At 65.7% G+C, this 26,473-nt stretch carries 25 protein-coding genes and 2 pseudogenes; 11 read left to right on the forward strand and 16 right to left on the reverse strand.

Features of this window, described 5'->3' with window-relative positions; all coding sequences use genetic code 11:
* The first annotated feature begins 76 nt into the window (after positions 1-76).
* Complete coding sequence (locus tag FG93_RS02890; RefSeq protein ID WP_043231482.1) at positions 77-1,261, forward strand: DNA recombination protein RmuC; 1,185 nt, start codon at positions 77-79, stop codon at positions 1,259-1,261.
* On the opposite strand, the gene FG93_RS02895 is transcribed toward FG93_RS02890, so the two are convergent.
* The 4 genes from FG93_RS02895 to FG93_RS02910 form a co-directional block, all read right to left on the reverse strand.
* Positions 1,262-1,771, reverse strand: a complete 510-nt coding sequence (locus FG93_RS02895; RefSeq protein ID WP_043231484.1) for an OsmC family protein — start codon at positions 1,769-1,771, stop codon at positions 1,262-1,264. It lies immediately after the preceding gene.
* A 97-nt stretch (positions 1,772-1,868) separates the two neighbouring features.
* Positions 1,869-2,651, reverse strand: coding sequence for an ABC transporter ATP-binding protein (locus FG93_RS02900; RefSeq protein ID WP_043231486.1), 783 nt, complete (start codon positions 2,649-2,651; stop codon positions 1,869-1,871).
* A gap of 12 nt (positions 2,652-2,663) precedes the next feature.
* Positions 2,664-3,491 (reverse strand): ABC transporter permease, encoded by an 828-nt coding sequence (locus FG93_RS02905; protein ID WP_052513285.1) that lies wholly within the window; start codon positions 3,489-3,491, stop codon positions 2,664-2,666.
* A gap of 29 nt (positions 3,492-3,520) precedes the next feature.
* Entirely contained in the window at positions 3,521-4,495 is a 975-nt protein-coding gene (locus tag FG93_RS02910) for an aliphatic sulfonate ABC transporter substrate-binding protein (protein ID WP_043231891.1), read from the reverse strand.
* A 289-nt stretch (positions 4,496-4,784) separates the two neighbouring features.
* Between FG93_RS02910 and FG93_RS02915 the strand changes: the two genes are divergently transcribed.
* The 3 genes from FG93_RS02915 (at position 4,785) to FG93_RS02925 (ending at position 8,937) form a co-directional block, all read left to right on the forward strand.
* The gene (locus FG93_RS02915) at positions 4,785-7,604 is read left to right on the forward strand and encodes a [protein-PII] uridylyltransferase (RefSeq protein ID WP_052513287.1); all 2,820 of its coding nucleotides are present in this window, start codon (positions 4,785-4,787) and stop codon (positions 7,602-7,604) included.
* Positions 7,605-7,692: 88 nt separating this feature from the next.
* A complete protein-coding gene (gene grpE, locus FG93_RS02920; RefSeq protein WP_043231895.1) occupies positions 7,693-8,313 on the forward strand; it encodes a nucleotide exchange factor GrpE in 621 nt (206 codons plus the stop codon).
* Between the two features lie 3 nt (positions 8,314-8,316).
* The gene (locus tag FG93_RS02925; RefSeq protein WP_043231487.1) at positions 8,317-8,937 is read left to right on the forward strand and encodes a trimeric intracellular cation channel family protein; all 621 of its coding nucleotides are present in this window, start codon (positions 8,317-8,319) and stop codon (positions 8,935-8,937) included.
* On the opposite strand, the gene FG93_RS02930 is transcribed toward FG93_RS02925, so the two are convergent.
* From FG93_RS02930 to FG93_RS02940, 3 genes are all read right to left on the reverse strand, one after another.
* Complete coding sequence (locus tag FG93_RS02930) at positions 8,938-9,561, reverse strand: alpha-ketoglutarate-dependent dioxygenase AlkB (protein ID WP_043231489.1); 624 nt, start codon at positions 9,559-9,561, stop codon at positions 8,938-8,940.
* Between the two features lie 10 nt (positions 9,562-9,571).
* Positions 9,572-10,378, reverse strand: a complete 807-nt coding sequence (dapB, locus tag FG93_RS02935) for a 4-hydroxy-tetrahydrodipicolinate reductase (protein ID WP_043231896.1) — start codon at positions 10,376-10,378, stop codon at positions 9,572-9,574.
* A 216-nt stretch (positions 10,379-10,594) separates the two neighbouring features.
* Complete coding sequence (locus FG93_RS02940) at positions 10,595-11,581, reverse strand: TIM44-like domain-containing protein (protein ID WP_043231491.1); 987 nt, start codon at positions 11,579-11,581, stop codon at positions 10,595-10,597.
* Between the two features lie 188 nt (positions 11,582-11,769).
* On the opposite strand from FG93_RS02940, the gene FG93_RS02945 reads away from it, so the two are divergent.
* Positions 11,770-12,078: a hypothetical protein gene (locus tag FG93_RS02945; RefSeq protein WP_152579271.1), complete on the forward strand. Its 309-nt coding sequence runs from the start codon at positions 11,770-11,772 to the stop codon at positions 12,076-12,078.
* 331 nt (positions 12,079-12,409) lie between these two features.
* On the opposite strand, the gene FG93_RS02950 is transcribed toward FG93_RS02945, so the two are convergent.
* A complete protein-coding gene (locus FG93_RS02950) occupies positions 12,410-13,654 on the reverse strand; it encodes an amidase (RefSeq protein WP_043231494.1) in 1,245 nt (414 codons plus the stop codon).
* Positions 13,655-13,983: 329 nt separating this feature from the next.
* On the opposite strand from FG93_RS02950, the gene FG93_RS30985 reads away from it, so the two are divergent.
* Positions 13,984-15,111, forward strand: coding sequence for an extensin family protein (locus tag FG93_RS30985; RefSeq protein WP_052513289.1), 1,128 nt, complete (start codon positions 13,984-13,986; stop codon positions 15,109-15,111).
* An 8-nt stretch (positions 15,112-15,119) separates the two neighbouring features.
* On the opposite strand, the gene mepA is transcribed toward FG93_RS30985, so the two are convergent.
* Complete coding sequence (gene mepA / locus FG93_RS02960; RefSeq protein ID WP_043231495.1) at positions 15,120-16,067, reverse strand: penicillin-insensitive murein endopeptidase; 948 nt, start codon at positions 16,065-16,067, stop codon at positions 15,120-15,122.
* A 160-nt stretch (positions 16,068-16,227) separates the two neighbouring features.
* Here mepA and FG93_RS02965 point away from each other — a divergent pair, with 160 nt between their 5' ends.
* Both FG93_RS02965 and FG93_RS31610 read left to right on the forward strand, forming a co-directional pair.
* Positions 16,228-17,214 carry a tripartite tricarboxylate transporter substrate binding protein gene (locus FG93_RS02965; RefSeq protein ID WP_052513334.1) on the forward strand — a complete coding sequence of 329 codons (987 nt, stop codon included), beginning with the start codon at positions 16,228-16,230 and terminating at the stop codon, positions 17,212-17,214.
* Positions 17,215-17,384: 170 nt separating this feature from the next.
* Positions 17,385-17,558, forward strand: coding sequence for a DUF3309 family protein (locus FG93_RS31610; protein ID WP_081881261.1), 174 nt, complete (start codon positions 17,385-17,387; stop codon positions 17,556-17,558).
* A 6-nt stretch (positions 17,559-17,564) separates the two neighbouring features.
* Here the strand turns inward: FG93_RS31610 and FG93_RS02970 are convergent, their stop codons facing one another.
* From FG93_RS02970 to FG93_RS03000, 7 genes and pseudogenes are all read right to left on the reverse strand, one after another.
* Positions 17,565-18,515 carry an ornithine cyclodeaminase family protein gene (locus FG93_RS02970; RefSeq protein ID WP_043231499.1) on the reverse strand — a complete coding sequence of 317 codons (951 nt, stop codon included), beginning with the start codon at positions 18,513-18,515 and terminating at the stop codon, positions 17,565-17,567.
* A gap of 13 nt (positions 18,516-18,528) precedes the next feature.
* Positions 18,529-18,867, reverse strand: a complete 339-nt coding sequence (locus tag FG93_RS02975; protein ID WP_043231501.1) for a LapA family protein — start codon at positions 18,865-18,867, stop codon at positions 18,529-18,531.
* Between the two features lie 49 nt (positions 18,868-18,916).
* On the reverse strand, positions 18,917-19,201 hold the full coding sequence (gene ihfB, locus FG93_RS02980; protein WP_043231503.1) for an integration host factor subunit beta: 285 nt from the start codon (positions 19,199-19,201) through the stop codon (positions 18,917-18,919).
* Between the two features lie 28 nt (positions 19,202-19,229).
* The gene (gene sppA, locus FG93_RS02985; RefSeq protein ID WP_043231505.1) at positions 19,230-20,198 is read right to left on the reverse strand and encodes a signal peptide peptidase SppA; all 969 of its coding nucleotides are present in this window, start codon (positions 20,196-20,198) and stop codon (positions 19,230-19,232) included.
* Between the two features lie 85 nt (positions 20,199-20,283).
* Positions 20,284-21,573, reverse strand: coding sequence for an Hsp70 family protein (locus FG93_RS02990; protein ID WP_043231507.1), 1,290 nt, complete (start codon positions 21,571-21,573; stop codon positions 20,284-20,286).
* 88 nt (positions 21,574-21,661) lie between these two features.
* Positions 21,662-23,374: pseudogene (gene rpsA / locus FG93_RS02995) on the reverse strand (30S ribosomal protein S1); the annotation flags it as partial.
* A 271-nt stretch (positions 23,375-23,645) separates the two neighbouring features.
* Positions 23,646-24,191 carry a GNAT family N-acetyltransferase gene (locus FG93_RS03000; protein WP_043231511.1) on the reverse strand — a complete coding sequence of 182 codons (546 nt, stop codon included), beginning with the start codon at positions 24,189-24,191 and terminating at the stop codon, positions 23,646-23,648.
* Between the two features lie 220 nt (positions 24,192-24,411).
* On the opposite strand from FG93_RS03000, the pseudogene FG93_RS03005 reads away from it, so the two are divergent.
* The 3 genes and pseudogenes from FG93_RS03005 to FG93_RS03015 form a co-directional block, all read left to right on the forward strand.
* Positions 24,412-24,723: pseudogene (locus FG93_RS03005) on the forward strand (GFA family protein); the annotation flags it as partial.
* Between the two features lie 91 nt (positions 24,724-24,814).
* On the forward strand, positions 24,815-25,372 hold the full coding sequence (locus FG93_RS03010; protein ID WP_043231901.1) for a LemA family protein: 558 nt from the start codon (positions 24,815-24,817) through the stop codon (positions 25,370-25,372).
* Between the two features lie 30 nt (positions 25,373-25,402).
* Entirely contained in the window at positions 25,403-26,455 is a 1,053-nt protein-coding gene (locus tag FG93_RS03015) for a M48 family metallopeptidase (RefSeq protein WP_052513291.1), read from the forward strand.
* Positions 26,456-26,473: the final 18 nt, after the last annotated feature.

Below are 26,473 nucleotides of genomic sequence, written 5' to 3' on the forward strand. Positions count from 1 at the left end.
TAAGCACTTGTTGGCGGGTGGTCAAACCGTTCCGCTTTCGTTCGGCATGCGCGCGCGAATCGGCTAATCTGCCGTCATGAACGGGATTGCCTTCACGCTGCTCGAGCGGCCGGTCGCCTGGAGCGAGGCCGCGCTTGCCTTCGCCGGCACCAGCCTGTTCCTACTCGTCCTCGTCGCGCTGTCGCTCTGGCGCGGCTCGCACGGGCGGGCGATCGAGGCCGTCATCGCCGCCGAACGCGCCCGCGAGATGGACGACAAGGTCGCCGAGATGAACCGCATGCAAGCCGAGCTGACCGGCCGAATGCAGACAATGGCCGAGATTCTCTCGACGCGGCAGGGCGACCTCGCCCGTCTCGTCGCCGAACGGATGGACGGCCTGCGCCAGCAGGTCGGCTCCGGGCTCGAGCAGAACGTCAAGCAGACCGCGGAGAGCCTCGGCAAGCTGCAGGAACGGCTTGCCGTCATCGACGCGGCCCAGAAGAACCTGACCGACCTGACCAGCGAGGTGGTGACGCTCAAGGACGTGCTCTCCAACAAACAGGCCCGCGGCGCCTATGGCCAGGGCCGGATGGAGGCGATCATCCGCGACGGGTTGCCCGCCGCCTTCTTCTCGTTCCAGCCGACCCTTTCGAACCGCAACCGGCCGGACTGCCTCGTCACCCTGCCAGGCGACGGACGCGGCCTCGTCATCGACGCCAAATTCCCGCTGGAAAGCTTCACCATGCTGCGCGAAGCGCGTGGCGAGGAGGCGAAGAAGGCAGCCGGCGTGCGCGTGCGCAGCGATGTCGGCCAACACGTCAAGGATATCGCCGAGCGCTATTTCCTGCCCGGCGAGACGCAGGATATGGCCCTGCTCTTCGTGCCGTCGGAATCGATCTATGCCGATCTGCACGAGCATTTCGACGACGTGATCCAGAAGGCCCACCGGGCCCGCATCATGGTCGTGTCGCCCTCCTTGCTCGCCCTGGCGATCCAGCTCATGCAGTCGCTCATTCGCGATGCGCGCATGCGCGAGGAGGCTCGCGTCATCCAGACCGAGGTCGGCAAGCTGCTGACCGATGTCCGCCGGCTCGGCGAGCGGGCGGAGAAGCTCGATCAGCATTTCCGCCAGGCGCAGGAGGATGTTGCCGGCATCCGCACCTCAGCCGGCAAGATCACCAGCCGCGGCGACAAGATCGGCGCGCTCGAATTCGATGAACCGGCGAAGAGCGAACCGTCGCTGCCCTTCGCCAAGGGCCTGGAGCTGAAGGCGGCCGAGTGATCAGCCGCGGTTGAGCACGGCCGATAGCTCCGGCTTGACGTTCAGGGTCTGGAAGACGACGCAGTAGCGCTCGGTCAGCTTGAGCAGCGTGTCGAGCTGTTCCTGCGGGGCATCGCTCTCGACATCGAAGGAGAGGCGGATCGCCTTGAAGCCGACAGGCGCATCCTTGACGACGCCGAGCGTGCCGCGGAAATCGAGATCGCCCTCGGCCCTGACCGTTCCTTTCTTCAGTTCGATTTCAAGCGCGGTCGCGACCGCTTTCAGCGTCACGCCGGCACAGGCGACCAGCGCTTCCAGCAGCATGTCGCCGGAGCAGAGCTCGGCGCCAGTGCCGCCCGTCGCCGGGTGCAGTCCGGCCAGGGCGATCGCGCGGCCGGTCTCGACCTTGCAGGCGATATGCTGGTCGTCGAGTTCCCCACGAGCCTTCAGCGTGATCACCGCGGCGTCGGGTGCCTCCCGGTACTTGTCCTTGAGCGGAGCCTGGAGGGCGCGAAGCGCGGTGACGTCCATGGTTCTCAACCTTCTTCAGACGGGCAGCGATGTGCTGCCGTGATAAGCCTGTCGCAGGCGCCGTACCAGCCCAAACCCGGCAGGGCTTCCTCGCACCTCACCACCACATGCCCGCGGTCTCGGCGGCCTTGTGTTGATGCGGCTCGCCGTTCGCGAGGGAGCGGTCCAGAGTGCGCAGGACCTCGCGCTTGCTCGCCTCGAAGGCCGGCGAGAGTCTGTCCCGCGGCCGGGCGAGAGGATTGTCGAATTCATCGAAGATGCGGCCAGGCTTCGGCTGCATGACGATGATGCGATCGGCCAGCGTCACCGCCTCCTCGACATCATGGGTGACCATGACGACGGTCGGCCGACTCTCCTCCCAGAGCGCCAGCAAATGGCCGTGCAGGCTTGCCCGCGTCGTGGCGTCGAGCGCCGAGAAGGGCTCGTCCATCAGCAGCAGCCTTGGCCGTGTCACCAGGGCGCGGGCGATGGCGACGCGCTGCTGCTGCCCACCCGACAGTTCACGCGGCCAACGCTTCTCGTAGCCGGCGAGCCCGACACGCACGAGCGCATTCGCGACCAGCCCCTCGCGCGCGAAGGGCGTCAGATGCGAAAGGCCGAAGGAGACATTCTCGGCGACGCTGAGCCAGGGGAAGAGGCGCGGTTCCTGAAAGATCACGCCAACATCGGCACGCGGCGCCAGGATCGCCTGACCGTCGAGGCTGGCGCGGCCGGCGCTTGGCTGGTCCAGCCCGGCGACGAGGCGCAGCAAGGTGGTCTTGCCGCAGCCGGAGCCGCCGACAAGGGCGAGAATCTCGCCGGCAGCCACTGTGGTGGTGACAGCAGATAACGCCTGCGTGCCGTCGGCATAGGTTTTGGAGAGGCTGTCGAAGCTCAGCATCGAGGATGCCCTTCAGAGCTTGTCGCGACCCAGATCCTGCCAGGCGAGGAAGGGCCGCGTGATGGCGAGAAGCAGGCCATCCGCCAGTTTGCCGAGCACGGCGAAGGCGATGATGGCCGCGATGATGGTGTCGGGACGGCCAAGCTGCTGGCCGTCCACGAGAAGATAGCCAAGGCCCTCGCTCGCGCCCATGATCTCGGCCGCGACCACGAACATGAAACCAAGGCCGAGGCCCGAGCGTAGCGCGGTGAACCAGGCCGGCAGGATCGCCGGCAGCAGGACACGCCGCACCATGGCGATGCGACCAAGCCGGAAGACGCGCCCAACCTCAATGATCTTGCGGTCGATCGCGAGGATCGCCGCCGCCACGCCGAGATAGACGGGGAAGAACACGCCAACGGCGATCAGTGCGATTTTCGACGCTTCGAAGATGCCGAACCAGAGGATGAAGAGCGGCACCCAGGCGATCGAGGGGATCGCCCGCAGAGCCTGCAAGGTCGGATCGAGTACGCTGCGCGCCAGAGGCAGCGCCCCCGTCAACGCGCCGAGCAACGTACCGGCAGCCGCTCCCAGCCCGAAGCCGGCGGCAACACGCCAGAGCGTCGCCGACGCATGGGTCAGGAGCTCGCCCGAAACGGCCAGTTGCCAGAGTGTCTTGCCGACCACGCTGGGCGGCGGCATCAGACGGCCATTGGCCAGGCCGGCACCAACCAGGAACTCCCAGAGAGCAGCCAGAAGAAGTGGCAGCAGGAAGCTCGCCAAACCGAGGCTGCGGGGCCTCCGGAGAAAGTCCGGACGCCCCTTGCCCTCGGCAACCGTATCAAGTCCCAGCGTGCTCATCGTTCCGGCTTGCGCCTGCTCGTCCGGGCTCAGTTGCTGGCGGCGGCGAAGCGACGGTCGAGCAGGCCGTCGACCGCCGCCGTGACGTCGGTCGTTGCCGGCAGGACGCCTGCCTCCTTGAGTGCCAGGCCAGCGGCCAGGATGGTGTCGGCCTGGGCCTGTCCGATCGCGGAATGGGTCAGTTCGGTGCGGGCGAGCTGGCGCTCGATGACCGCGTCGGAGAGCTTGGTATAGTCGACGAGCACCTTCTTCAGCTCGGCCGGATTGGTGAGCGCATAGGCACGGGCCTCCTCGTAGGCGGCCAGCACCTTGCGGACCAGCGCCGGGTGCTCATTGGCGAAGGTCTCGCGGACGTTCAGGATGCCCCAGGTGTTGTCCTCGGCCTTGCGGTGAAACAGCCTTGCGCCGCTCTCGACCTCGGCGGCAGCCATCAGGGGGTCGAGCCCGGCCCAGGCGTCGACATCGCCACGCTCAAGCGCGAGGCGGCCATCGGCATGCTGAAGCAGCACGAGCTTGACGTCCTTCTCGGTCAGCTTGGCCTCAGTGAGCGCGCGCACCAGGAAGATATGCGGATCGGTGCCGCGCGTGACAGCGACGCGCTTGCCCCTGAGATCGGCAACCTTAGCGATCTCGCTCTTGGCCCCAGTGACCAGCGCCGTCCATTCAGGCCGCGAATAGACGTAGATCGACTTGATCGGATTGCCGTTGATCTTGCCGATCAAAGCGGCCGCACCGGCCGTCGAACCGAAATCGATCGAGCCGGCGTTGAGGAATTCGAGCGCCTTGTTCGATCCGGCTGATTGCACCCAGCGCACCGTGATGCCCTCGGGGGCGAGTGCTTTCTCGAGCGTGCCACGCTCCTTCAACACCAGGCTGACGGGGTTGTAAGTGGCGTAATCGATGCGGATTTCCTTCGGCGCCTGGGCATTGGCGCTGACAGTGCCGAGGCCTGCACTGGCCACGGCGAACCCGGCGAGCACAAGACGGCGGCTGAGTGATTTGATGAAGCTCATTGTCGATCCCCATTTCCGTGACGCGAAGGGATCGGGAGAGGTCGAGCCTGTCCTATACCCCACGCTTTAGCTGCACTTGTTTCGCGCCCGCAAGCTGGTGGCTCAAATCGGCGCGTATCCTCTTTTTAGGTCCGATCGTTCTTTTTGTCAAACAAACTCAAATCATCTGTTAAATGATATATTACACATATTTTTACGTATAATTTCTGGTTTCTGAGAATCCCATCACCATGTTACGAGCGGCTTGGTTCGAAGCCGTCCTGCGCGATATCCGAAGGTCATGCCGTCCGTGTCGATCAGCGCCGATGCCCCTTACTTCGCCCTTGCCGACGTGCTGGAGAACCCTGCCGCCGCCGTTGCCCGGCTGGCCGGAAAGATGCGCAAGGCATCGGCCGGCGATCTCCGGCAGGAACTGGTCGCGTGCCTGCGCCATACGCTCGAGGAGGGCCACGCGTCAGCCAAGGAGATCCTGACCGAGGAGCGCAATGGCCTCGCCTGCGCACAGCGCCTTTCCGCGATGATGGACGGCATCGTCGGCTGCCTGCATGTGGCGGCGAGCGAGCACTTCTACCCCGCCGTGAACCCGTCCTCCTCCGAGCGGATCGCAGTCGTCGCCGTCGGCGGCTACGGTCGCGGCACGCTGGCTCCCGGATCGGATGTCGACCTGCTCTTCCTGTTCCCGCACAAGCAGACGGCCTGGGGCGAGAGCGTGGTCGAGGCGATGCTGTACCCTCTCTGGGACCTGAAGCTGAAGGTCGGCCACTCCGTGCGCTCGGTCGACGACTGCATCCGCGAAGCGCGCGCCGACATGACGATCCGCACCGCCTTGCTGGAAGCCCGCTTCCTCACGGGCGACCGGGCGCTCTTCGACGAGATGGTGCAGCGCTTCGACGCCGAGGTCGTCGAAGGTTCGGCGCCCGCCTTCACCGAGGCCAAGCTTGCCGAGCGCGAAGCACGCGTGCGCCGCGCGGGATCATCGCGCTATCTCGTCGAGCCCAACGTCAAGGACGGCAAGGGCGGCTTGCGCGACCTCAACACATTGTTCTGGATCGCCAAATACGCCTACCGCGTCCACGACGCCGATGAACTGGTCACGGCCGGGCTGTTCGACCGCAAGGAACTGCAGATGTTCCAGCGTTCGGAGGAGTTCCTCTGGCGGGTGCGCTGCTGGATGCATTTCATCACCGGCAGGGCCGAGGAGCGGCTCTCTTTCGACCTGCAGCGGCAGGTGGCGACGGCGATCAGCTATGCCGGCCGCAGCGGCCAGGCCCCGGTCGAGCGCTTCATGAAGGCCTATTTCCTGGTGGCGAAGGATGTCGGCGACCTGACCGCGATCGTCTGCGCCGCGCTCGAGGCGCGCCAGCAAAAGCCGCGCGCGAGCCTGTCGAGCCTGCTCGGCACCTTCACCAAGCGGCGGCAGGTGCGCGCCCTCGGCCACCCCGACTTCACGCTGAAGAGCCAGCGGCTCAACGTCGTCGACGGCGACGCCTTCAAGCGCGACCCGATCAACCTGCTCAGGCTCTATGAAATCGCCAGCCGGAACGATGTTGCCATTCATCCGGATGCAAGCCGGCTGGTGACGCAATCGCTCAAGCTGGTCACGCCGCACCTGCGCAACGACCGCGAGGCGAACCGGATCTTTCTCGATATCCTGACTTCGCGACGCTCGCCTGAGGCCGTGCTGCGCCGCATGAACGAGTCCGGGCTGCTCGGCCGCTTCGTGCCCGAATTCGGGCGCGTCGTCGCGATGATGCAGTTCAACATGTATCACCACTACACGGTCGATGAGCATCTGATCCGGTCGATCGGCGTTCTCTCCGAAATCGAGGCCGGCGCGCTCGAGGCCGAACATCCGCTCTCGAACTCGATCTTCCCGACAATCACCAATCGCCGGGCGCTCTACGTCGCGCTGTTCCTGCACGATATCGCCAAGGGCAAGCCGGAAGATCACTCGGAAGCCGGCGGCCGGATCGCGCGCAAGCTTTGCCCGCGCTTTGGGCTGAGCGAGGCGCAGACCGAGACCGTCGCCTGGCTGGTCCAGCACCATCTCGATATGTCGACCGTCGCCCAGAGCCGCGATCTCGGCGACCCCAAGACGATCGAGAGCTTTGCTGCCGCTGTACAGACCCTGGAAAGGCTGAAACTCCTCCTCATCCTGACAGTCGCCGACATCAAGGCGGTCGGCCCCGGCGTCTGGAATGGCTGGAAGGGCCAACTCCTGCGCACGCTCTATTACGAGACCGAGATCGTGCTGGCCGGCGGCCATTCCGGCATCGAGCGCCGGGCGCGCGTCGAACAGAAGCAGGACGCGCTCAGGGAGGCGCTGACCGACTGGGGCGAGGAGGAACGCGAGGCCTATCTCGCGCGTCATTACCCGGCCTACTGGATCAAGGTGGACCTGCCGCGCCAGGAAAAGCAGGCGCGCTTTCTGCGCGACGCCGAGGCGGAAGGGCGCACCACGGCCACGCTGGTCGAGACCGACCAGTTCCGCGGCATCACGGAGTTGACCATCCTGGCGCCGGACCATCCGCGTCTGCTCGCCATCGTCACCGGCGCCTGCGCCGCGGCCGGCGGCAATATCGTCGATGCACAGATCTTCACCACGTCCGACGGCCTCGTGCTCGACACGATCTTCATCTCGCGCGCCTTCGAGCGCGACGATGACGAGCTACGCCGGGCCGGCCGCATCGCCGCCGCGATCGAACGAGCGCTCAAGGGCGAGATCAAGATCGCCGATCTGGTGGCGCAGCGCCGCGCACCGCCACCGCGCGGCGCCACCTTCCAGGTCGCGCCGGAGGTGATCATCGACAACGTGCTGTCGACCCGGCACACCGTCCTGGAGGTTTCCGGCCTCGACCGCCCGGGCCTGCTCTACGATCTCACCACCGCGATCGGGAAGCTCAACCTCAATATCGCCTCGGCCCATATCGCCACGTTCGGCGAGAAGGCCGTCGACGTTTTCTACGTGACCGACCTGACCAACGCCAAGATCACCGGCACGGCGCGGCAGCTCAGCATCCGCAAGGCGCTGCTCGAGGTTTTCGCTTTTGACCACGAGAAGGCGCAAGGCGGGAAGACGCGCATGCCCACTCGCGCTTGATTTCACGGACCACAAGGCCGATATCGGCCTCGAACGCTGTCGCGCTCCCGAGTGACGACCAGCCCCATGATTTGAATTGGATGAGGCGATGACGCGGAACCCTGCGACCGACGAACCGAACCCGGACATGGCCGCCCAGATGGGCGCCCAGGAGGCGAACGAGCCGGCCCCGCTCGAGTCCGGGCTCGAAGCCCAGCTCGGGCAGATCGAAGCCGAGCGCAATGACCTCAAGGACAAGCTGCTGCGCACGCTGGCCGACATGGAGAATCTGCGCCGGCGCACCGAGCGCGAGATTGCGGACGCCAAGGCCTATGCCGTGACGAGCTTTGCGCGAGACCTGCTGGGGTCGACAGACAATCTGCGCCGCGCGCTCGAGAGCCTGCCGGAGACGGCCCGCACCGAGGGCGAAGCGGCTCTGAAGGCGCTTGTCGAAGGCGTCGAACTTACCGAGCGCGAACTGCTGAAGACACTGGAACGCCATGGCGTGCGTCGCATCGACCCCCATGGCGAGAAGTTCGACCCGCATCTGCACCAGGCGATGTTCGAGGCGCCCGACGCCAGCATCGCCAAGGGCCTTGTCTCGAAGGTCGTGCAGACCGGCTACAAGATCGGCGAGCGCGTGCTGCGGCCGGCCTTGGTCGGCGTCTCTGCCGGCGCACCGAAGGCGCCTTCGGCCGAGGCCGAAGGCGACACCGGCACGGGCAACTGAACCGTGCTGGAGGCCGCCGGCGTTGCGGTCTTCGCATTGACGGGAGCGCTGGTCGCCGTCCGCAAAGGGATGGATCCGTTCGGGTTCATCCTGCTTGCGACCGTTACCGGCGTCGGCGGCGGCACCTTGCGCGATCTCGTGCTCGATCGCGGCGTCGGCTGGGTGCAGGCGCCGTCAGACGTGATCATCTGCACCATCGTCGCACTTGCTGCCTGGGCAACGGCCTATTTTCGCCCTGGCATGCTTGATGGCTGGATGGGCAAGCGCATGCTGGTCTGGGCCGATGCCGCCGGGCTTGCCCTTTTCGCGGTCGTCGGCACACAGAAGGCGCTCATGGCCGGCGTGCCGGTTCTCTCGGCGGTGGCGCTGGGAGCTGTGACCGCTTCCTTCGGCGGCATCCTGCGCGACATCCTTGCCGGCGACAGGCCGATGGTGCTGTGGAGCCGGGATTTCTACGTTACGGCCGCGGCTACCGGTGCAGCCATGACGGCATTCCTGTCCGGCCTCGGCATCAGCCCGCCCTTGGTGATGCTCGGGGGCATAGCAGCCGGATTTGGCTTGCGCGCCGGGTCGATCCTGCTCGGCTGGTCGTTCCCGAATCTTCCCGGCTCGGGCTCTGCCTGATCAGCCTCGGGGCTTCGTCACACGCCGCAAGGTCAGATTGATCCGCCCCCCCTGGGGCAGCAGGGCTGACGAGCCCGCCAGGATCCTGTCGATGCCGTGATAGGCGAGGCGCGCCTCGCCACCAAAGAGCAATGCATCGCCCGAGGCTAGTTTCAGCGAGTGCGTCTTGCCGCCGCGTTCCGTGCTGCCGATCCTGAAGACGGCCGTGTCCCCAAGCGACAGCGACAGCACCGGCGCATCGAACTCCAGCTCGTCGCGATCCTGGTGCAGGCCCATCTTCGCGCTCGCCTCGTAAAAATTGACCAGGCAGGCCTCGGGTGGGTGCGGGTAGCCGGCGAGCGCGCGCCAGGCGTCCTGCAGAACGGCCGGCATCGGCGGCCAGGGCGCGCCGGTCTCCGGATGCTGGGGCTGGTAACGATATCCGGCCAGGTCCGACACCCAGCCGAGCGAGCCGCAATTGGTCATTCGCACGGAGAACGGCTTGCCGGTCTTTGGCATGCGCGGCGAGAAGAATGGTGCCTGCCGGGCAACCTCGCGCAGTTCAGCCAGCAGCGCCGCCTGCGCCTCGGGCGATAGATAGCCCGGCCAATGAAAGACGCCGGGAGCGACGGCAAGTCTGGTCACGCGCGCGCCGTCACAGTGTATCGAGGCCGAGGACGTCGGCCATCGAGTAGAGGCCAGGCTTGCGCCCCCTGCCCCAAAGCGCAGCCTTGACTGCGCCTTGCGCGAACAGGGCGCGGTCCTCGGCGACATGCGCCAGTTCCAGCCGTTCGCCAGCACCCGCGAAGATGACCTTGTGGTCGCCAACTACGGTACCGCCGCGAAGGGCCGCAAAACCGATCGCACCCGGCGGACGGACGCCGGTATGGCCGTCGCGCGAGGCGACCCGGGCCTCCGTGAGCGAGACATCCCGTCCCTGTGCTGCGGCCTCGCCAAGCAGCACCGCCGTGCCCGATGGCGCATCAACCTTCATCCGGTGATGCATCTCGACGATCTCGATATCCCAGTCAGTGCCCAGCGTGGCAGAAACCTTGCGAACCAGGGCTGCCAGCAGGTTCACGCCGAGGCTCATATTGCCGGAGCGAATGATCGCAGCATGGCGCGCAGCCGCTTCGAGCTTCGCGAGATGGGCCGGCTCCATGCCCGTGGTCCCGACGACATGGGCGATACGGGCCTGAGCGGCGAGGGCCGCGAAAGCGACGGTGGCGTCAGGCGCGGTGAAATCCAGCACCCCCTCGGCTTCGACGAAGGCCGGCAGCGCGTCATCGCTCACCGGCACGCCAAGTGCCGGCAACCCCGCCAGAATGCCGGCATCCTGCCCCAGCGCGGCGGAGCCGGGACGCTCGATCGCCGCCGAAACGGTACAGCCCTCGGCCTCGGTGATCGCCTTGATCAGCATTCGCCCCATGCGCCCGGCGGCGCCGACAACGACGAGACGCATGTCGCTCATGAGGGGAAGCTCCTGATCAGTCGGGACGGTGACGCAGCGGCTATAGAGCATCGCCGCATCCCGCGAAACCACTCTGCCTTCGTCCCGCGGCTGAGGCGCCCGCTGCGGGAGGATATCCGAACAAGGCGACACGGCCGGCCGCGCACAGCAGCGAAATGAAAAACGGCCGGGGAAGCTCCCCGGCCGTCGTCAATGATGCCTGTCGCCTCAGGCGGCCTGCTGGATACCCGAGAGCTTCCAGTCACCGCCGCGCGAGCGCACGAAGGTCCAGTGTTCCGTGACCTCCTGCGGGACGGTCGCGTTGCCCTCGACGATGCGCCCGGTGGCGCGCTCGGTCAGCGCATTGATCAGGCTGAAGCGCATCGCAACGGTTGCGTACTCGAAATCGTCCTCGCGCCAGGCTTCCGACAGATCGCCCTGCAGCAGCTTGACGTCGGAGACCCGGTCGACCAGCCCCTTGGCCGCGTTCTCGGCAATGTCATCAGCGAAATAGCCGGCCATTTCGGGCGTCAGCTTCTCGCGGAGGACCTGCTGGTTCTCATTCGAATAGGCCGTGTTCACTTCGCCGAGCAGCCGCTCGAAGCTGCTGAAATCCTCGCCCGCGAGCGTGATCTCGACCGGCTTGGAAGCCGTGCGCGGCGCGCCGCCACCGAGACCGCCCATCGCCGACATGCGCGGATTCTGCTGAGGCTGAGAGGCCTCACGCGACATCGGTCCGCCAGCGGTGGCGAGTTGCGGTTCGGACCGGCGACGGAAGAAGCGCATCGCGAGGAAGATCAAGCCGCCGATCAGCGCGATCTGCAGCAAGAAGCCGAAGATGCCGGCGAGCGAAGCCAGGCCGCTGAAGAAGCCCGAGCCCGAAAGCAGGCCGAACAGGCCAGCGCCGAGCAGGCCAGCGCCGACGCCCATCATCAGGTTGCGCGCCAGTGACGGACGCGCCGCTTGGGCGGCAGCACCCGCCGCGGCCGGACCGGCCATCGACGGAGACGGCGTCGGAGCTGCACTGCGCTGGAAAGGCTGCGCGCCGGTCGGCGCCGTATTCGTCGGGGCCGGAGCCGAATCGGTACGCGTGCCGCGGCTGCCGAATCCCTTGCCGCCACCAGGACGAGCCTCAGCCAGCACAGGAACGAGCAAAAGCGCACCAGCGACCACGGCGACGACCCGGCCACGCCGAGCAAGTGAAATCAGTGACATGGTTCCTCCCGGAGCCCCCTCTGGGCTCGCTGCAGGGAAATATGGCCCGCCCCCTGTCCTTGCGCAAGGCCGAGGCGGCCAAGCTCATGAGCCAAAGCAATAATCAATATTTCATGCGGGGCCGTGAGCCGTGCTAAGTTGGCTCATTCGCCAAATCGCCCGTGCGCGGGCCGGCGAAGGAGTGTGCCATGATCCGGATGTCACGGAGGCCGCGCCAGACAGCATCGCACGCGCTGCGCTGCGTCACCCTTGCCACGATCCTGACGCTTGCCCCGTTCACCGCACCGAGAGCGGGGGAACCGGCTGTCGCTCTTGATCCGCCGCGCCTGGCCCAGGCGCCGGAGCCGCTCTGCTTCTGCTGGAGCGATGGCCGGAAGATTGCGGAAGGGCTGACCGCCTGCATCAAGACGACGCAAGGCCGGCGGCTGGCCGAATGCGGCCGGGTCATCAACATGATGTCCTGGCGGGTCACGGAAAATCCCTGCCCCGAAAGTTGAACGGCCTTTTCCGGCACAAGAAAAACGCCGCCGAACCCGTGTTCGGCGGCGTCATTTTCAAACGCTCTTATGGTCCATTCGACTTAAGACTGACGGCAGTCAGAACGCCCCCAACACGATGGCAATCATGAACACGAAGGCCGCGCCCATCGCCACCCGGTCGAGACTTAGCGTGAGGCTCATCGCATCCTCCTTTGTCATTGACCTGTCATCAAGGCTAGCAGAACTGACGATGGCCGCAAGGGGGCTGGCTCATGACGACGGCGTGGCAGAGCCTATTGTATCCCTAACACATCATTAAATCATTGATTTGATTTGTGGATAACGAAGATCATCTGCTTGAAGCGACAAGTCTTTCCAAGGCCTTCGCCACAGCAATGACGCGATCATCCGCCCCGAAACGACCAATGATCTGAACCCCCACCGGCAATCCGCGACGCCCCCTCGTCACTGGAATCGTCAGGCATGGCGTACCGAGCAAAGTCCACAATCGGTTGAAGCGGGAATCGCCAGTCGAGCCCAGCGTATCCGGTGCTTCGCCTGGTGCGGCATAGCTCACGACGACGTCGACCTCAGCGAAGACGTCACGGCAGGCATCACGCCCGCGGCGCGATCGCGCGCGCGCTTCGTCATACCGCACCGGCGCCACGGTTCCCGCCGCATCGAGATAGGCCGAGAGCTTGGGTGGAAGCGCTCCGCGATGGTTGCGATACTCCCAGGCGAGTGCCTGCGTCGCCTCGAAATCCTGCAGTGGGCCATGGGCATGGAAGGCTTCGGCCAACGCCTGCGGCGTCGCGATCTCGACCACGGTCGCTCCCGCCTTCGCGACTAGCGCGAGAGCCACGGCCAGCGCGGATTCGGAACCCGCCTCCGGCTCCCCGGCAAAGGGCTGGCGCGTCACGCCGATCCGCAAACCCTCCAACCTCGCCGCGTCAGCGTCCAGTTCAGGCCGGCCCGTCAGGGCGGCGAGTGCAAAGCCCAGATCGTCGGCGCTCGCTGCCATCAACCCAGCGGTGTCGAGCGACCAGGAGAAGGGCTTGATGCCGACGGTCGGCAGCAACGCATAGGAGGGCTTGATGCCCGCGACACCGCAATAGGACGACGGACGAATGACCGAGCCACCGGTCTGCGTGCCGATCGCCAAAGGGATCATGCCGGCTGCGACCGCCGCCGCCGAACCTGCCGACGACCCTCCCGGGCTCGCGGTGAGATCATGCGGATTGCGCGTCGGCGCCGGGTCGAGGAAGGCGAAAGCGGTGGTGTGGGTCTTGCCTGCCACCGTCGCTCCGGCGGCCTTGAGCGCCATGACGATCGGGGCGTCGGCACGCGGCTGCCAGCCATCATAGATCGGGGAACCCATGCCGGTCGGCAGATCGGCGGTGTCGATGATGTCCTTGACACCGCATGCAATGCCCGCGAGCGGGCCGGAGCCGGGCTCCAGCCGTTCGGACCGGCTTGCGAAGGCGCGAATGTCCGGCTCCCTGGCGGCGATGCGCGTGACGCAATCGGCCAGCGCGTCAGCCGCGCTCACAGCGCCGCTGGAAACCTGATGGGCAATGGCGCGAACGGACAGCATGCAAGATCCCTGGAAGGCCGGCTTTGGATCATCGGACCGATGATCCAAGCATCTGTGTTTGCATCGGCTTTCCCGAAAACCGCAATCCACTTTTCGGGCCGATGCTTAGGGTCGATGCTTAGGGCCGATGCTGGCATGATTTCAGCGCGCCGCGATACTGCCGGAGGTCACCCTTGGCGCATGGCGCCGATGCGCTGGATGGCCTTAGGTCAGGCAGGATTTAGCCGCTAACCACTCGTTAACCGCCGCGCCAAAGTTAATCCGCCTGTGGCGTACGGGGCTCACCGGGTTGAGAAACCGTTCACCAAACGGGTCGCATTTGAACGGTCATGCGACGCGTTCATCTCGCCCTCTTCGCGCTCGGCGTCATCGGCGCCACTGGTCTTGCCGGCTGCGGCAAGTTCCAGAAAGCACAGCGTGCCGCCTGGCGCGACCAGGCGGAAGCCGCCTGCATGGCATCCCGCCAGGTTCCGCTCTCATCCTATGTCAGTCTGCGCGAGAAGCCGATCGACGGGCCGGGCACCTGCGGCATGACCAGGCCACTCCGTGTCTCCGCCTTCTCGGGCGGCTCGATTCACCTCACCAGCAACGCCACGCTGGGTTGCCCCATCGTCGCCACCACCGACAAGTGGCTGGCCGAAGTGGTGCAACCAGCGGCGCAGAACGTCCTCGGCGCCCAGGTGATCGAGCTCAGGGCCGGCTCCTATTCCTGCCGGGCGATGAACAACGGCACCGGCACCAGCCGCACATCGGAGCATGCCTTCGGCAATGCCGTCGACGTGTTCTCCTTCCGGCTGAATGACGGACGCAACATCACCGTCAAGGACGGCTGGCACGGCTCGCCTGAAGAGCAGGCCTTCCTGCGGGAGGTTTTCGTCGGCGCCTGCCAGCACTTTTCGACCGTGCTCGGGCCGGGTGCGGACATGTTCCACTACGATCACTTCCACATCGATCTGGCACGCCACGCCAAGGGCCGGCAGATCTGCAAGCCGGTGATCAAATACACCCCGAACTACAACCTGCCGCCGCCGGACCCGGCACGCACCTACACGACCGCGCAGAGGCCCGTGCGCGACAACCTTCCGCCCATGGTGGCAGGCGCCTCAGGCAGCATGTTGCGGCAGCCCAGCGACGGCTTGCGCCCCCCCGGCGCGGTCCATGGCGGCTACCCCGTCGCAAACCATCAGGGCGGCCGGAGCCTCGATGCGCAGCGGCGCTATCTCGACGAGCAACCGCTCAACCCGCCACGCTACCGAGCGGAGACGCCACCGAGCGCAGCGCAAGGCCCGCTGATGCTGCCGGGCTCGGTCCCCCCGACCGAAGAGTTGATCGTCGGCGATGACGAGGGCAACGGTGTGATGGACATGCAGGGCGAGGAGCAGGCACGGCCGCAGATCTCGCCACGCAACGATCCCTTTGCCTATGGCCGGCAAGCGGGCGGCAGCCAGCGCTACTGAGAGCAGCGTCAGCGCGCGACCAGCACCTGCCGGCATTCAGCCGGCAGTGCGTCGAGGGACATCGGCGGCTTCGGTTTGGGCTTTGGCCCCGGGCGCGGCTTGGGCGGATTGAAGATCGCGTTATATTGCCGCTCGACCCAGCCGGTCAGTTCGGCGCCGCAGCCGTCGCCGAAATTCGGCGGTTCCTGGCCGGAGCAACCCTCCATTCCCGCCGGACAGCTCAGCCGGATATGGAAATGGTAGTTATGGCCCCACATCGGCCTCACCTTCTCGAGCCAGGAGCGATCCGCACCGGCCTCGCGGCACAATGCGACCTTGAGCGCGGGATTGACGAAGATGCGCTCGACGCGCGGCTCGGCGGCGACGGACTTGATCAGCTTGGTATGGGCCGGCGTCCAGTTCTTCGGGTCGACATCGCGCCAGTCTGCCCGCGCCATGTTCACGGCCGACATGTTCTCGCGTGCGTCGCCGTCGAGGCGCTGCTTCGGCATCGGCGTGAGCCAGACATCGGCATCGAGGCCGATCTGATGAGAAGCATGGCCGGTCAACATCGGCCCGCCGCGCGGCTGGGAGATGTCGCCAACCAGCAGGCCTGGCCAGCCGTTGATCCTGGGCACATTCCCCGCGAGCGTCTCCAGATAGGAAATCAGCGCGGGGTGACCCCAATTGCGGTTCCGGGCCAGCCGCATCACCTGCCAGCTCTCACCGTCGATCGGCAGGGCCGTCGCACCGGCGAGGCACCCCCTGGCGTAGGAGCCGATGGCACGCGCCTGCATGCTGGCCGGCGTCGTCTTCTGCCCGAACAGGGCGCGCGCCGCCTCCGGAAAGGCCGCGATATTGGCCGTCCGGCGCTTGGCCTCCTCCTCCGCAGTCGACTGCGCGTGCACCGCCGGCGCAGTCAGCGCGGCCAGGAGCAAGGCGGACAAGGCCAGGAGCGGACGATTCGGACGATGCATTGCCCGAGAACGCCGGGTTTTCGGGATCAGGTCAAGCACGAGAAAGGTCACAAGAGCCAAGTATGGACAACGACTACGCGAGGTTGCAGCCTTGGCCACGCAGCGATCGGGCCCCTCCGCCCAGAAGAAGATCGCGCGCCCAGGTGAGGAGATGACGCTGATGACGGACGCCACGATCGACCGCCGCGCGCTGCTTGGGGGGCTTGGCGCGAGCCTGGCTCTGCCGGGTAGCGCGAGCCTCGCGCAGGGCTCCTGGCCGCAGGGCCGGACGCTGAAGCTCGTGGTGCCCTTCCCGCCAGCGGGGGCAACGGATGTGCTTGGGCGCCTCGTCGCCGACAAGCTCGGCCAGACATGGGGCACGAACATCGTCGTCGAGAACCGGCCCGGTGCCGGCGGCAATATCGGCACCGATGTCGTCGCCAAGGCGGAGCCGAACGGCGACACCTTCCTGATCGTCTCGGTCGGCATGGCAACGAACCAGTATCTCTACGCCAAGCTGAACTACGACCCGGCCAAGGATCTCGCACCGATCACCATGGTTGCGCTGGTGCCCAATTTGCTGGTCGTCAACAAGGATCTCCCGGTCAAGGACACCGCCGAACTCGTTGCCTACGCCAAGGCCAATCCCGGCAAGCTGACCTATGCCTCATCCGGCGTCGGGACTTCCGTGCATCTCTCCGGCGAATTGTTCCAGAAGCTCACCGGCACCAAGATGGTTCATGTGCCCTATCGCGGAACCGCGCAGGCAACACAGGACCTGATTGGCGGGCGGATCGACCTGATCTTCGACAATATCACCCAGGCGCTGCCACATGTCCGCTCGGGCTCGATCCGCGGCCTCGGCATCACCACGGCCAAGCGCTCGGCGGCTGCTCCGGAATTCGCGCCGATCGCGGACGTCGTTCCGGGCTTCGATGTCTCGTCCTGGTTCGCGCTCTTTGCCCCGGCAAAGACGCCGCAAGCCGTCATCGACAAGATCCATGCCGACACCAAAGCCGGCCTCGCCGATCCGGCGCTTCGGGCCAAGATGGACCTTCTGGCAGCCGAACCCGTCGGCAACACGCCGGCAGAGCTCGGCGCCTTCCTTCAGGTCGAAATGAGGAAATGGGGCGACCTGATCCGAGAAGTCGGCGTCAAGGTCGAATAAGCCCTTCATACGCCAGAGCATGCTGCGAAAAAGTGGCAACGGTTTTTCGCATAAGGCATGCTCTAAACTATGAGGGTCGATCGCCGCTTCGGAACCCTCGGCACGGCAGCGACGTTCTCCTTTCACGTTCAGCGCGCCCGGCGCGCTTCACACGAGAAAGGGAGCGCGTCATGTCCACGCTCGTCATCGTTCTGCTGGTGATCCTGCTGCTCGGCGGCGGCGGCTATTATGGCCATCGCAGCTACGGCAATGCCGGCCTCGGCGGTGTCGTCGGCCTCGTACTGATGGTCGTGCTGGTGCTTTGGCTCCTTGGCGCGATCGGAGGCGCGCCGGTCCGTGTCTGACGGGCGTCAGCCGAGATTTGCGAGGTGCCAGACCAGCATGGCCGCGGCCAGATCCTCGATCGCGGTGCCGACCGACTTGAACAGGGTGATCTCGCCATCCTCGTTGGCACCGATGACTTCGGCGCGGCACAGCTGAGCCAGCGTGCCGGCGACCTTGTCCGCCTCATACGCTCCGGCCTTGATCGCGACCGCGACGTCCCCGCCCTCCTTCAGGGCGGCTTCAGTATCGACGAAGACGCGGGCGCGGTGCAGGGCCTCGTCATCAGCCTCGCGCATCGACAGATTGAAGGCGCCGACGAGGTCGAGATGGGCGTCGCGCTTCAGCCAGCGGCCCATGACAATGGGCTCGCGTGAAAGCGTCGCGCAGGAAATCAGGTCCGCCTGTCGCGCGTCGCCCTCGAGGTCGTCGCTGACGCGCACTGCAATACCTTCCGCCGCCAGGGCTTCCACCACCGCCTCGCTCCCCTCGCGGCGGCGCCCCCAGATGGCGATATCCTCGAAATCGCGCACAGCACTGTGCGCCTTGATCAGGAATGGCGCCAGGGCGCCCGACCCGACCATCAGCATGCGCTTGCCATGAGGGTGCCCGAGCTTGCGCGCGGCAAGTGCGGAGGCAGCGGCCGTCCGCCAGGCGGTAAGGCGCGCGCCATCGAGCGCCGCAAGCGGGGCGCCCGTCGATCCGTTCATGAGCAGGTATGTGCCCATCACGCTCGGCAGGCTCAGCGAGCCGTTCGATGGATAGACCGTGACGACCTTGGTGCCGAGGAAAGCTTCCGGCGCGGCGGGCCCGGTCCAGGCCGGCATCAGCAGAAGCGTGGCGTGATCGGCCGGCCGTTCGATCTCGTGGTGATGACGCACGGGCGTGACGATATCGCCGCGAAAGGCTCCGTCCAGCGCATCGATCAGGGCAGGGAACGTGAGAAGGCGGTCGATCTCCGCCGCAGGGATAACGCGCATCTGTCTGTGTCAATCAGCTGTTGCGGCTGGTCAAGGCCGGCAGGGCGGAATCGGGCACGGCGGCCCGCAACGACTGCGCCTCGCTGCGCAGAACCTCGGCCTCGCGGCGGTTACGGCGCGCCGCCTTGCGATACTTGCCCTGCGCAATCCATGAAGCGAGGCCGCCGATCAGAACCCCGGCAGCAATCGCGGCCAGGACCACGGCGAAGAGCGGAAGATCGAAAGCCAGCGTCGGCGCATCGCGACTGAACGGATCGAGCGAGACACGCACGGGGCCCCGGTTCGCAATCGAGAAGAGGACGATCGCCAAGGCGACCGGCACGAGGATCAGCGCCTTGAAGAAAGATTTCATGGGTTTTTCCTCGCGTGCCGCACGACCGACCCTGACATCCGACCGGATGTCAGTGCTTGCCGTTCAGCCTCTGGCGAAGCTCCTTGCCGGTCTTGAAGACGGGCACGAACTTCTCTTCGACCTCGACCGCATCACCGGTGCGAGGGTTGCGGCCGACCCTTGCGGCGCGGGCCTTGCGGGAGAATGCACCAAAGCCGCGCAGTTCGACACGATCCCCACGCCCCAGCGCCTTGACGACCTCGTCGAGGATCGCCGTGACGATGTTCTCGATATCGCGCTGGTAGAGGTGAGTGTTGCGCTCGGCGATGCGTTGAACGAGTTCAGATTTTATCATGTGTCCAATATAACCGATTGTATCAACATCACTTTTCGGCGACAGGCTGCCAGAGCGCCAAGGGCGCGTCAAGCCGCAGGCCAACCGGCTGATCGGCGGCCCGCGCAAGGATCACCGCCAGCGATTCAAGACCGGCTGCGCGCGCCATCGCCTCGCCGGCGCTCCACAGGCCGAACGAGGACGACTCGTTGCGGCGGCGCCAGTCACGCACCGGCAAATCCTTGGCGACATTCTTCTCGCGCTCGAGCCAGGCGATCGCCTCCGGTTCGCCGCCGATCTCGTCGATCAGCCTGAGGCCGACGGCCTGCCGGCCGGAATAGACACGGCCATCCGACACGACCGCAATCTCAGTCTCGCCGAGCTTGCGCCGATCGCCGACGAGGCGCTTGAACCAATCGTAATTATCCTCGACCACGCGTTGCAGCGCGGCGCGCGCCTCCGGCGAAGTCGGCTCAAGGCCGTTCGGCGCAGCCTTCAGCGGGCTCGATTTGACTTCCTCGACCTTGACCCCGACCGTGTCGAGCAGCCGCCCGACATTGGGGATCTGGAAGAGCACGCCGATCGAGCCGATGAGCGAGGTCTGGCGCCCGACGATGCGGTCCGCCCCCATGGCCGCGATATAGCCGCCCGAGGCAGCCAGCCCGTCAACAACCGCGACCATCGGCTTCTTGGCCGCCAAGCTGCGCAGCGCCGTGTGCAATGCCTCGGAGCCGCTGGTGGTGCCACCGGGGCTGTCGATCCGAACCACCACGGCAGAAGCCCGGCTGTCCTCAAGCGACTTGATGAGATCGAGCGTGCGCCTGTCGCCGGAGATGAAACCCGAAATGGTGACCCGGGCAATGTGTGCGCGCGAAGTCGAACCGGGCGCTTTGCCGCTCCAGGCCAGCCCCGCGACGATAGCCGCCGCGATGACGCCAAGAACGGCGAGCAGGCGCCAGAGCGTCAGTTTGCGCCGCAGATTGCGGCGGTCGGCGAGCAGGTCTGCATCGGACGACATGGGGTAAACGCTCCTGTGGTCACGGACGCTGGCTGGGCCCGTGATGTAGCCCTGCGGCAGCGGCGGGGCAAGGCGGCGCTCGGCCTCAGGCGTCGAGCGTCGCTCTTTGCCGGTCGAGCGCCAGCAGCGCAAGGCCGCTTGCGACAGACCGGAAGGCGTCACCAATATGAACGCGTTCCGAGCCGAAGCGGCGGTCGAACAGGGCGCGCACGGCCGGCACATGCGATGTTCCGCCGGTCATGAAGACGGCCTCGATCGCACTGGATTCGACCTTGGCCTCAGTGAGGGCGCGGTCGAGCGCCGCCTCGATGGACGCGACGTCCTCGGCAATCCAGCTTTCGAAATCCGCCCGGCGGATCGTCCTCTCGATGCTGACATCCATCTGGCGGAAATCCAGCACGGTCTCGTCCTGCGACGACAGCGCAACCTTCGCCGCCGAGACGGCGCGATAGAGTTCATAACCAAGATCGTATTCGATCACGGTCAGCAGATCCTCGAGCTTGCCGGGCTCGACCGCATCGCGGATCAGCGCCTTGAGTTCGGCCATGGTCTCGCGGCTCTTCATCAGCGAGAGCCGGTGCCACTGCGCGAAGGCCGCGTGGTAATGGGCGGGGATCGGCAGCAGCTTCTCGAAGGAGCGATACTGCGTGCCCTTGCCGAGCCGTGGCGAGACGGCATGCTCGATGATGCGGTAGTCAAAGGTATCACCGGCGACGCCGACACCGGCATGAGAGAGCGGGATCGCCTCCAGCCGCCCTGTCCCACCAGGCTCGAAGCGCATCACCGAGAAATCGCTCGTGCCGCCCCCGAAATCGGCGACCAGCATGGTCTGCGGCGTCTTCAGGTCGCGCGCATACCAGTAGGCCGCGCCGAGCGGCTCATAGGCGAAATCGACCTTGGGCATGCCAGCCTTCGCATAGGAGGCCGAGAGGCGCTTCACGGCCAGTTCCTCGTCCGGACGCTCGCCGGCGAAGACAACGGGGCGACCCGAGATCAGCGGAGTCTCGGAGAGATCGTCGAGCCCGGCACTCAGGTCGGCGAGGAAGACGCCGATCAGGTCCTCGAGCCGATACAGCTTCCCGAACAGGCGCGTCTCCTGGAAGGCACGACTGGACAGATGTGTCTTCAGCGACTGCAGAAAGCGATGCTCGGTCGTCATGCCGAGCGCCATGTCGAGAGCGTCAGGTCCGCTGACATGAACGACGCGGGCCTGCGGCGGCCGCCCCTCGCGCCAGAACATCAGCGCCGAGCGATAGGCGTCGACGGCGCCCTGCTTCGTCGCGAAGCTGCGGGTCGAGACAGAACCATCCGGCCGTGCCAGGGCGACCACGCTGTTGGTGGTGCCGAAATCGATGCCGATCGCGATGTCGTTCATCCCGCTTCCTTTCGCCGAAACAAAAGCCCGCGCGGATTTCTCCGCGCGGGCTGATGGATTTGTCAGGCCGCGAGACGCGGCCCGAAGATCACTTCTTCTCGGTGCTGGCCTTCTTGAGGGCCGCGCCAAGGATGTCGCCGAGCGAGGCGCCGGAGTCGGACGAACCGAACTGAGCGATCGCCTCCTTCTCTTCGGCCATTTCCAGCGCCTTGATCGACACCTGGATCTTGCGAGCCTTCTTGTCGAACAGGATGACGCGGGCATCGACCTTCTCGCCGGCCGCGAAGCGCTCGGGGCGCTGCTCGGAGCGCTCGCGTGCGATCTCGGCGCGCTTGATGAAGGTGGTCATGTCGGTGCCGGTGATCTTGACGTCGAGACCGGCTTCCTTGACCTCGATCACCTCACAGGTGACGACCTGGCCCTTCTTGAACTCGCCGGCATCCACGAAGGGATCGCCGCCAAGCTGCTTCAGGCCGAGCGAGATACGCTCCTTCTCGACGTCCACATCGAGAACGACAGCCTGAAGCATGTCGCCCTTCTTGTATTCCTCGATGACCTGCTCGCCCGGACGGTTCCAGTCGAGATCGGAGAGATGGATCATGCCGTCGATGTCGCCTTCGAGACCCAGGAAGAGACCGAATTCGGTCTTGTTCTTGACCTCGCCCTCGACCACCGAACCCGACGGGTGGGTCTCGGCGAAGACCTCCCACGGATTGCGCAGGGTCTGCTTGAGACCGAGCGAGATGCGGCGCTTGACCTGATCGACCTCGAGGATCGCGACGTCGACTTCCTGCGAGGTCGAGACGATCTTGCCGGGGTGGACGTTCTTCTTGGTCCAGGACATCTCGGAGACGTGGATGAGGCCTTCGATGCCCGGCTCCACTTCGACGAACGCGCCGTAGTCCGTGATGTTGGTGACGCGGCCCTTGAGGCGCGCACCGACCGGATAACGGGCGGCGATGCCATCCCACGGATCGGCCAGCAGCTGCTTGATGCCAAGCGAGATGCGGTGCGTCTCCTGGTTGATCTTGATGATCTTGACCTTGACCGTCTGGCCGATGGTCACAACCTCGGACGGATGGTTGACGCGGCGCCAGGCCATGTCGGTCACGTGCAGCAAGCCGTCGATGCCGCCGAGGTCAACGAACGCACCGTATTCGGTGATGTTCTTGACGACGCCGTCGATGACCTGACCCTCTTCGAGGCTGGCGACCAGCTCGGAGCGGGCCTCGGCGCGGGTCTCTTCGAGAACCGTGCGGCGCGAGACGACGATGTTGCCGCGACGACGATCCATCTTGAGGATCTCGAACGGCTGCGGCTGGCCCATCAGCGGGCCGACGTCGCGGATCGGACGGATGTCGACCTGCGAACGCGGCAGGAAGGCGACGGCGCCGTCGAGGTCGACGGTGTAGCCGCCCTTGACCGTGTTGAAGATCATGCCGGTGACCTTCTCGCGAGCCTCGTAGGCCTTCTCGAGCTTGACCCAGCTTTCTTCGCGGCGAGCCTTGTCGCGCGAGATCACGGCTTCGCCGAGAGCGTTCTCGACCCGGTCGAGATAGACCTCGACCTCGTCGCCGACCTTGATCTCCTGATCACGGCCGGGGCCGGTGAATTCCTTGAGGGCAACGCGGCCTTCGGTCTTCAGGCCGACATCGATGATCGCCATATCCTTCTCGATGGCGACGACGATGCCCTTGATAACGGAACCTTCAAGCGCGTCGTTACGAGCGAAGGATTCCTCGAGCAGGGCGGCGAAATCCTCGCGACCCGCGTGATAGCTTTCTACAGCTGACATGCATTCTCCTGACGCCGGTCGCGTATCCCGCGATAACCGGCAAGCGCCGTTTGGGTTGGTGCTGCGGTCCGGACCGTCTCCGACGGCGCCTCATGGAGGCTGCCTCGCAAGGAGGCTGGCGGCGCTAAGCCGTCGAACATGATCCGTATCCGACGAGCTCGTTTCCAACACCAAACGGGAGCCAGCCTCGAAGGCCGCCCCCGGCTGTGATCGATCACGGCCCTTCGGACGAGGCGGATGTAGTCGATCAGGCGACGCTCGGCAAGAGTTATGCCCTTCAGTTGCTCGCAATCAGGTCGAGGCGCATGGCGCAGCGGCGCGCGATGGGCAGCCCGTGCATCGCTTCGCGCTCCAGAACCACGCGGAGCCTTCCGTCTATCGTGCGCTCATCGAGCGTCAGAAAGCCGAACCGGGCATAGAAGCGCTCGTTCCAGGCGAGCGCGCGGAAGGTGGTGAGCGTCAGGGCCCGCAGCCCGCTTGCCTTGGCATGGCCGATGGCCGCGCCGACCAGATGAGCGCCGCTGCCCCGGCCCTGGCGTTCTGCACGGACTGCCAGTTCCCAGACATGCAATTCGTCGTCGATCCGCTCGGCACTGAGGAAGCCGACGACCTCGCCTGTCATGTCAGAGGCAACCCAGCTCGTGCCGGCGACTATGCTCGCGAGATGGGCCTCGGCCGACATTACGGCATCGTCCGCGATCCAGGCCAGGTCCGGCACCGTTCGGAAGACCTGGCCGGCAGAACGCTCGATCTCCGGAAGGTCGCCGGCATCCTCCGGCAAGGCGAGGCGGATGGTGATTTCGGCCCTATCACATGCAGTCATTCATCGCTCCGCCCGGCTCGGCAATCCGTTTGACATGGGGGTTCCAGTCCGCTCGGCGACGGGATAGGGCAAACCAGTGCTGAGCACACAGCCCGGGTTGGGGGTTGAAACATGACGATGGGGCGAATGGCCAGGCCGAAGCTAATCCGGCGGATGCCTTTGCGGCTCGGTCCGCTTCGAGGCCAAGGGCCCGGCCGAGAAGCCGCATACATGCTCCTGCACCATGTGCCAGCGCCATACGGGGGCATTGACGGTCGCCTGGGTCGAGTTCCCCAAGGGCGCGATCACCTGGACTGGCCCCGGCGGGGCGCCGTCGCTCTTCCGTTCGTCGGACCACTCGAGCCGAGCCTTCTGCCCGGCCTGCGGCAGCTGCATCGGCGCGGTCGATGACGATCCCATCGTTGCGCTGCTCCTCGGCAGCTTCGACAAGCCGCTGTCGGCTGCGCTGATGCCGACCTCTCATAGCTATCGCGGCGGGCGGCCCAGATGGTGGCATGTGGAGGAAACGAAACAGGACGTCGGCGCTCCCTAACTCCGACGAATCGGCGCTGAGCCCCCGCTTCCCCGGCGTCGCGCTTCATGCCACCTTGCGCGCCGCGCTGTCCGGCGCTGGGGAGGAATTCATGGGCTGGATCGTTCTCGGGCTCCTTGCAGCCGCCGCCATCTATCTCGTCATGACCTATAACGGGCTCGTCGCGATGCGGCAGCGGGTCAACCAGGCCTTCGCCGATATCGACGTCCAGCTGAAGCAGCGCCACGATCTGATCCCGAACCTCGTCGAAACGGTGAAGGGCTATGCCTCCCATGAGCGCGAGACCTTCGACGCTGTCGTCAAGGCCCGCAACGAGGCCCTGTCGGCCCACGGCCCGCAAGCACAGGCAGCAGCAGAGCAGCAACTCTCCGGCGCGTTGGGCCGCCTGCTCGCTCTTTCCGAGGCCTATCCCGACCTCAAGGCAAGCGCCAATTTCCAGCAGCTCCAGAGCGAGCTCAGCAATGTCGAGGACAAGCTCGCGGCGGCGCGGCGCTTCTTCAACAATGCCGTCGGCGAGTTCAACGCTGCGATCCAGGCTTTCCCGGCGGTGTTCTTCGCGCCGCAAATGGGTTTCAGCCCGCGGGAATTCTTCGATGTCGGCGAGCAGGCACGCACGCAGCTCGATGTCGCCCCGAACGTGAAGTTCTGACCGCCTCAAGAGCGGCAACGGAGCGGCGCCATGCCGGGTCAGGCCTTCGGGCTCTATACCCATATGCGCAACAACCGGATCAGGTCGGGTTTCCTGATCGCCGGGCTGTTCCTGCTGGTCTATCTGACAAGCTACGGCCTGATCCTGATCGCGTATGGCTATGGTGGGGTCGCGCGCGGACAGAGCGTCTATTCGGAGACGATCCGCCTGTTCTGGTCCTGGTTTCCGTTCATCACGCTCGCCGCCGCAGCCTGGGTCTTCATCGGGTTCAAAGTCAATGTCGGGCTGATCGGTGCGGTCACCGGCGCCAGCGGCGTAACGCGGGAACAGAATCCCAAGCTCTATCGGATGCTGGAAAACCTCTGCATTTCGCGGGGGCTCACCGTGCCCAAGCTCTCGATCGTTGAAAGCGAAGCCCTCAACGCCTTCGCCAGCGGCGTCAACGACAAGCAGTTCACCGTCACGGTCACGACCGGTCTGATCCAGACGCTCACAGACGACGAGATCGAGGCCGTTCTCGCGCATGAGCTGACTCATATCCGCAATGGCGACGTCCGGATGATGATCATCGCCGTGGTGATCGCAGGCGTGATCTCGTTGATCGGCGAGATCATCTTCCGCAGCATCGGTCGCGTGCGGGTCTCGTCCGACGATGCGAAGAAGGGGAGCGGCGTCGCCATCCTCCTCGGTGTCGCAATCATTGCAATCTCCTCGCTGCTCGCCGTGCTGATCCGCCTCTCTCTGTCGCGTTCGCGCGAGTATCTGGCCGATGCCGGGGCGGTCGAGCTGACCAAGAACCCGGATGCGATGATCTCCGCGCTGCTCAAGATTGCCGGGCGCGCCGATATCGACGGGGTGCCGTCGGGCGTCATGGACATGTGCTTCGAGAACGACCCCGACGATTTCGCCGATCTGTTCTCGACACATCCCTCGATCACCAAACGCGTGCAGGCGCTCGTCGAGACGGCAGGAGGTCGGATGCCGGCGATGCCTCCGCATCCGCCCAGAATGGCAGAGCGTCAGGATCTGCCGACCATGGTCGAGACGGCGCGCGGTCCGTGGGGCGCCAGGCCGCAGGACTGACCTGCGGCTGCCTCGCGC

The organism is Allobosea sp. LC85, assembly GCF_000735605.1.
GTDB lineage: Bacteria > Pseudomonadota > Alphaproteobacteria > Rhizobiales > Beijerinckiaceae > Allobosea.

Coding starts and splice junctions, on each gene's coding strand:
- FG93_RS30985 (WP_052513289.1), top strand. CDS start 13,984: ATGCGACGCGTTCATCTCGCCCTCTTCGCGCTCGGCGTCATCGGCGCC.
- FG93_RS02940 (WP_043231491.1), bottom strand. CDS start 11,581: ATGTCACTGATTTCACTTGCTCGGCGTGGCCGGGTCGTCGCCGTGGTC.
- ihfB (WP_043231503.1), bottom strand. CDS start 19,201: ATGATAAAATCTGAACTCGTTCAACGCATCGCCGAGCGCAACACTCAC.
- grpE (WP_043231895.1), top strand. CDS start 7,693: ATGACGCGGAACCCTGCGACCGACGAACCGAACCCGGACATGGCCGCC.
- FG93_RS02965 (WP_052513334.1), top strand. CDS start 16,228: ATGACGGACGCCACGATCGACCGCCGCGCGCTGCTTGGGGGGCTTGGC.
- FG93_RS02950 (WP_043231494.1), bottom strand. CDS start 13,654: ATGCTGTCCGTTCGCGCCATTGCCCATCAGGTTTCCAGCGGCGCTGTG.
- FG93_RS02970 (WP_043231499.1), bottom strand. CDS start 18,515: ATGCGCGTTATCCCTGCGGCGGAGATCGACCGCCTTCTCACGTTCCCT.
- FG93_RS31610 (WP_081881261.1), top strand. CDS start 17,385: ATGTCCACGCTCGTCATCGTTCTGCTGGTGATCCTGCTGCTCGGCGGC.
- FG93_RS02975 (WP_043231501.1), bottom strand. CDS start 18,867: ATGAAATCTTTCTTCAAGGCGCTGATCCTCGTGCCGGTCGCCTTGGCG.
- FG93_RS02890 (WP_043231482.1), top strand. CDS start 77: ATGAACGGGATTGCCTTCACGCTGCTCGAGCGGCCGGTCGCCTGGAGC.
- dapB (WP_043231896.1), bottom strand. CDS start 10,378: ATGCGTCTCGTCGTTGTCGGCGCCGCCGGGCGCATGGGGCGAATGCTG.
- FG93_RS02990 (WP_043231507.1), bottom strand. CDS start 21,573: ATGAACGACATCGCGATCGGCATCGATTTCGGCACCACCAACAGCGTG.
- FG93_RS03010 (WP_043231901.1), top strand. CDS start 24,815: ATGGGCTGGATCGTTCTCGGGCTCCTTGCAGCCGCCGCCATCTATCTC.
- FG93_RS02915 (WP_052513287.1), top strand. CDS start 4,785: ATGCCGTCCGTGTCGATCAGCGCCGATGCCCCTTACTTCGCCCTTGCC.
- sppA (WP_043231505.1), bottom strand. CDS start 20,198: ATGTCGTCCGATGCAGACCTGCTCGCCGACCGCCGCAATCTGCGGCGC.
- mepA (WP_043231495.1), bottom strand. CDS start 16,067: ATGCATCGTCCGAATCGTCCGCTCCTGGCCTTGTCCGCCTTGCTCCTG.
- FG93_RS02905 (WP_052513285.1), bottom strand. CDS start 3,491: ATGAGCACGCTGGGACTTGATACGGTTGCCGAGGGCAAGGGGCGTCCG.
- FG93_RS03015 (WP_052513291.1), top strand. CDS start 25,403: ATGCCGGGTCAGGCCTTCGGGCTCTATACCCATATGCGCAACAACCGG.
- FG93_RS03000 (WP_043231511.1), bottom strand. CDS start 24,191: ATGACTGCATGTGATAGGGCCGAAATCACCATCCGCCTCGCCTTGCCG.
- FG93_RS02945 (WP_152579271.1), top strand. CDS start 11,770: ATGATCCGGATGTCACGGAGGCCGCGCCAGACAGCATCGCACGCGCTG.
- FG93_RS02900 (WP_043231486.1), bottom strand. CDS start 2,651: ATGCTGAGCTTCGACAGCCTCTCCAAAACCTATGCCGACGGCACGCAG.
- FG93_RS02895 (WP_043231484.1), bottom strand. CDS start 1,771: ATGGACGTCACCGCGCTTCGCGCCCTCCAGGCTCCGCTCAAGGACAAG.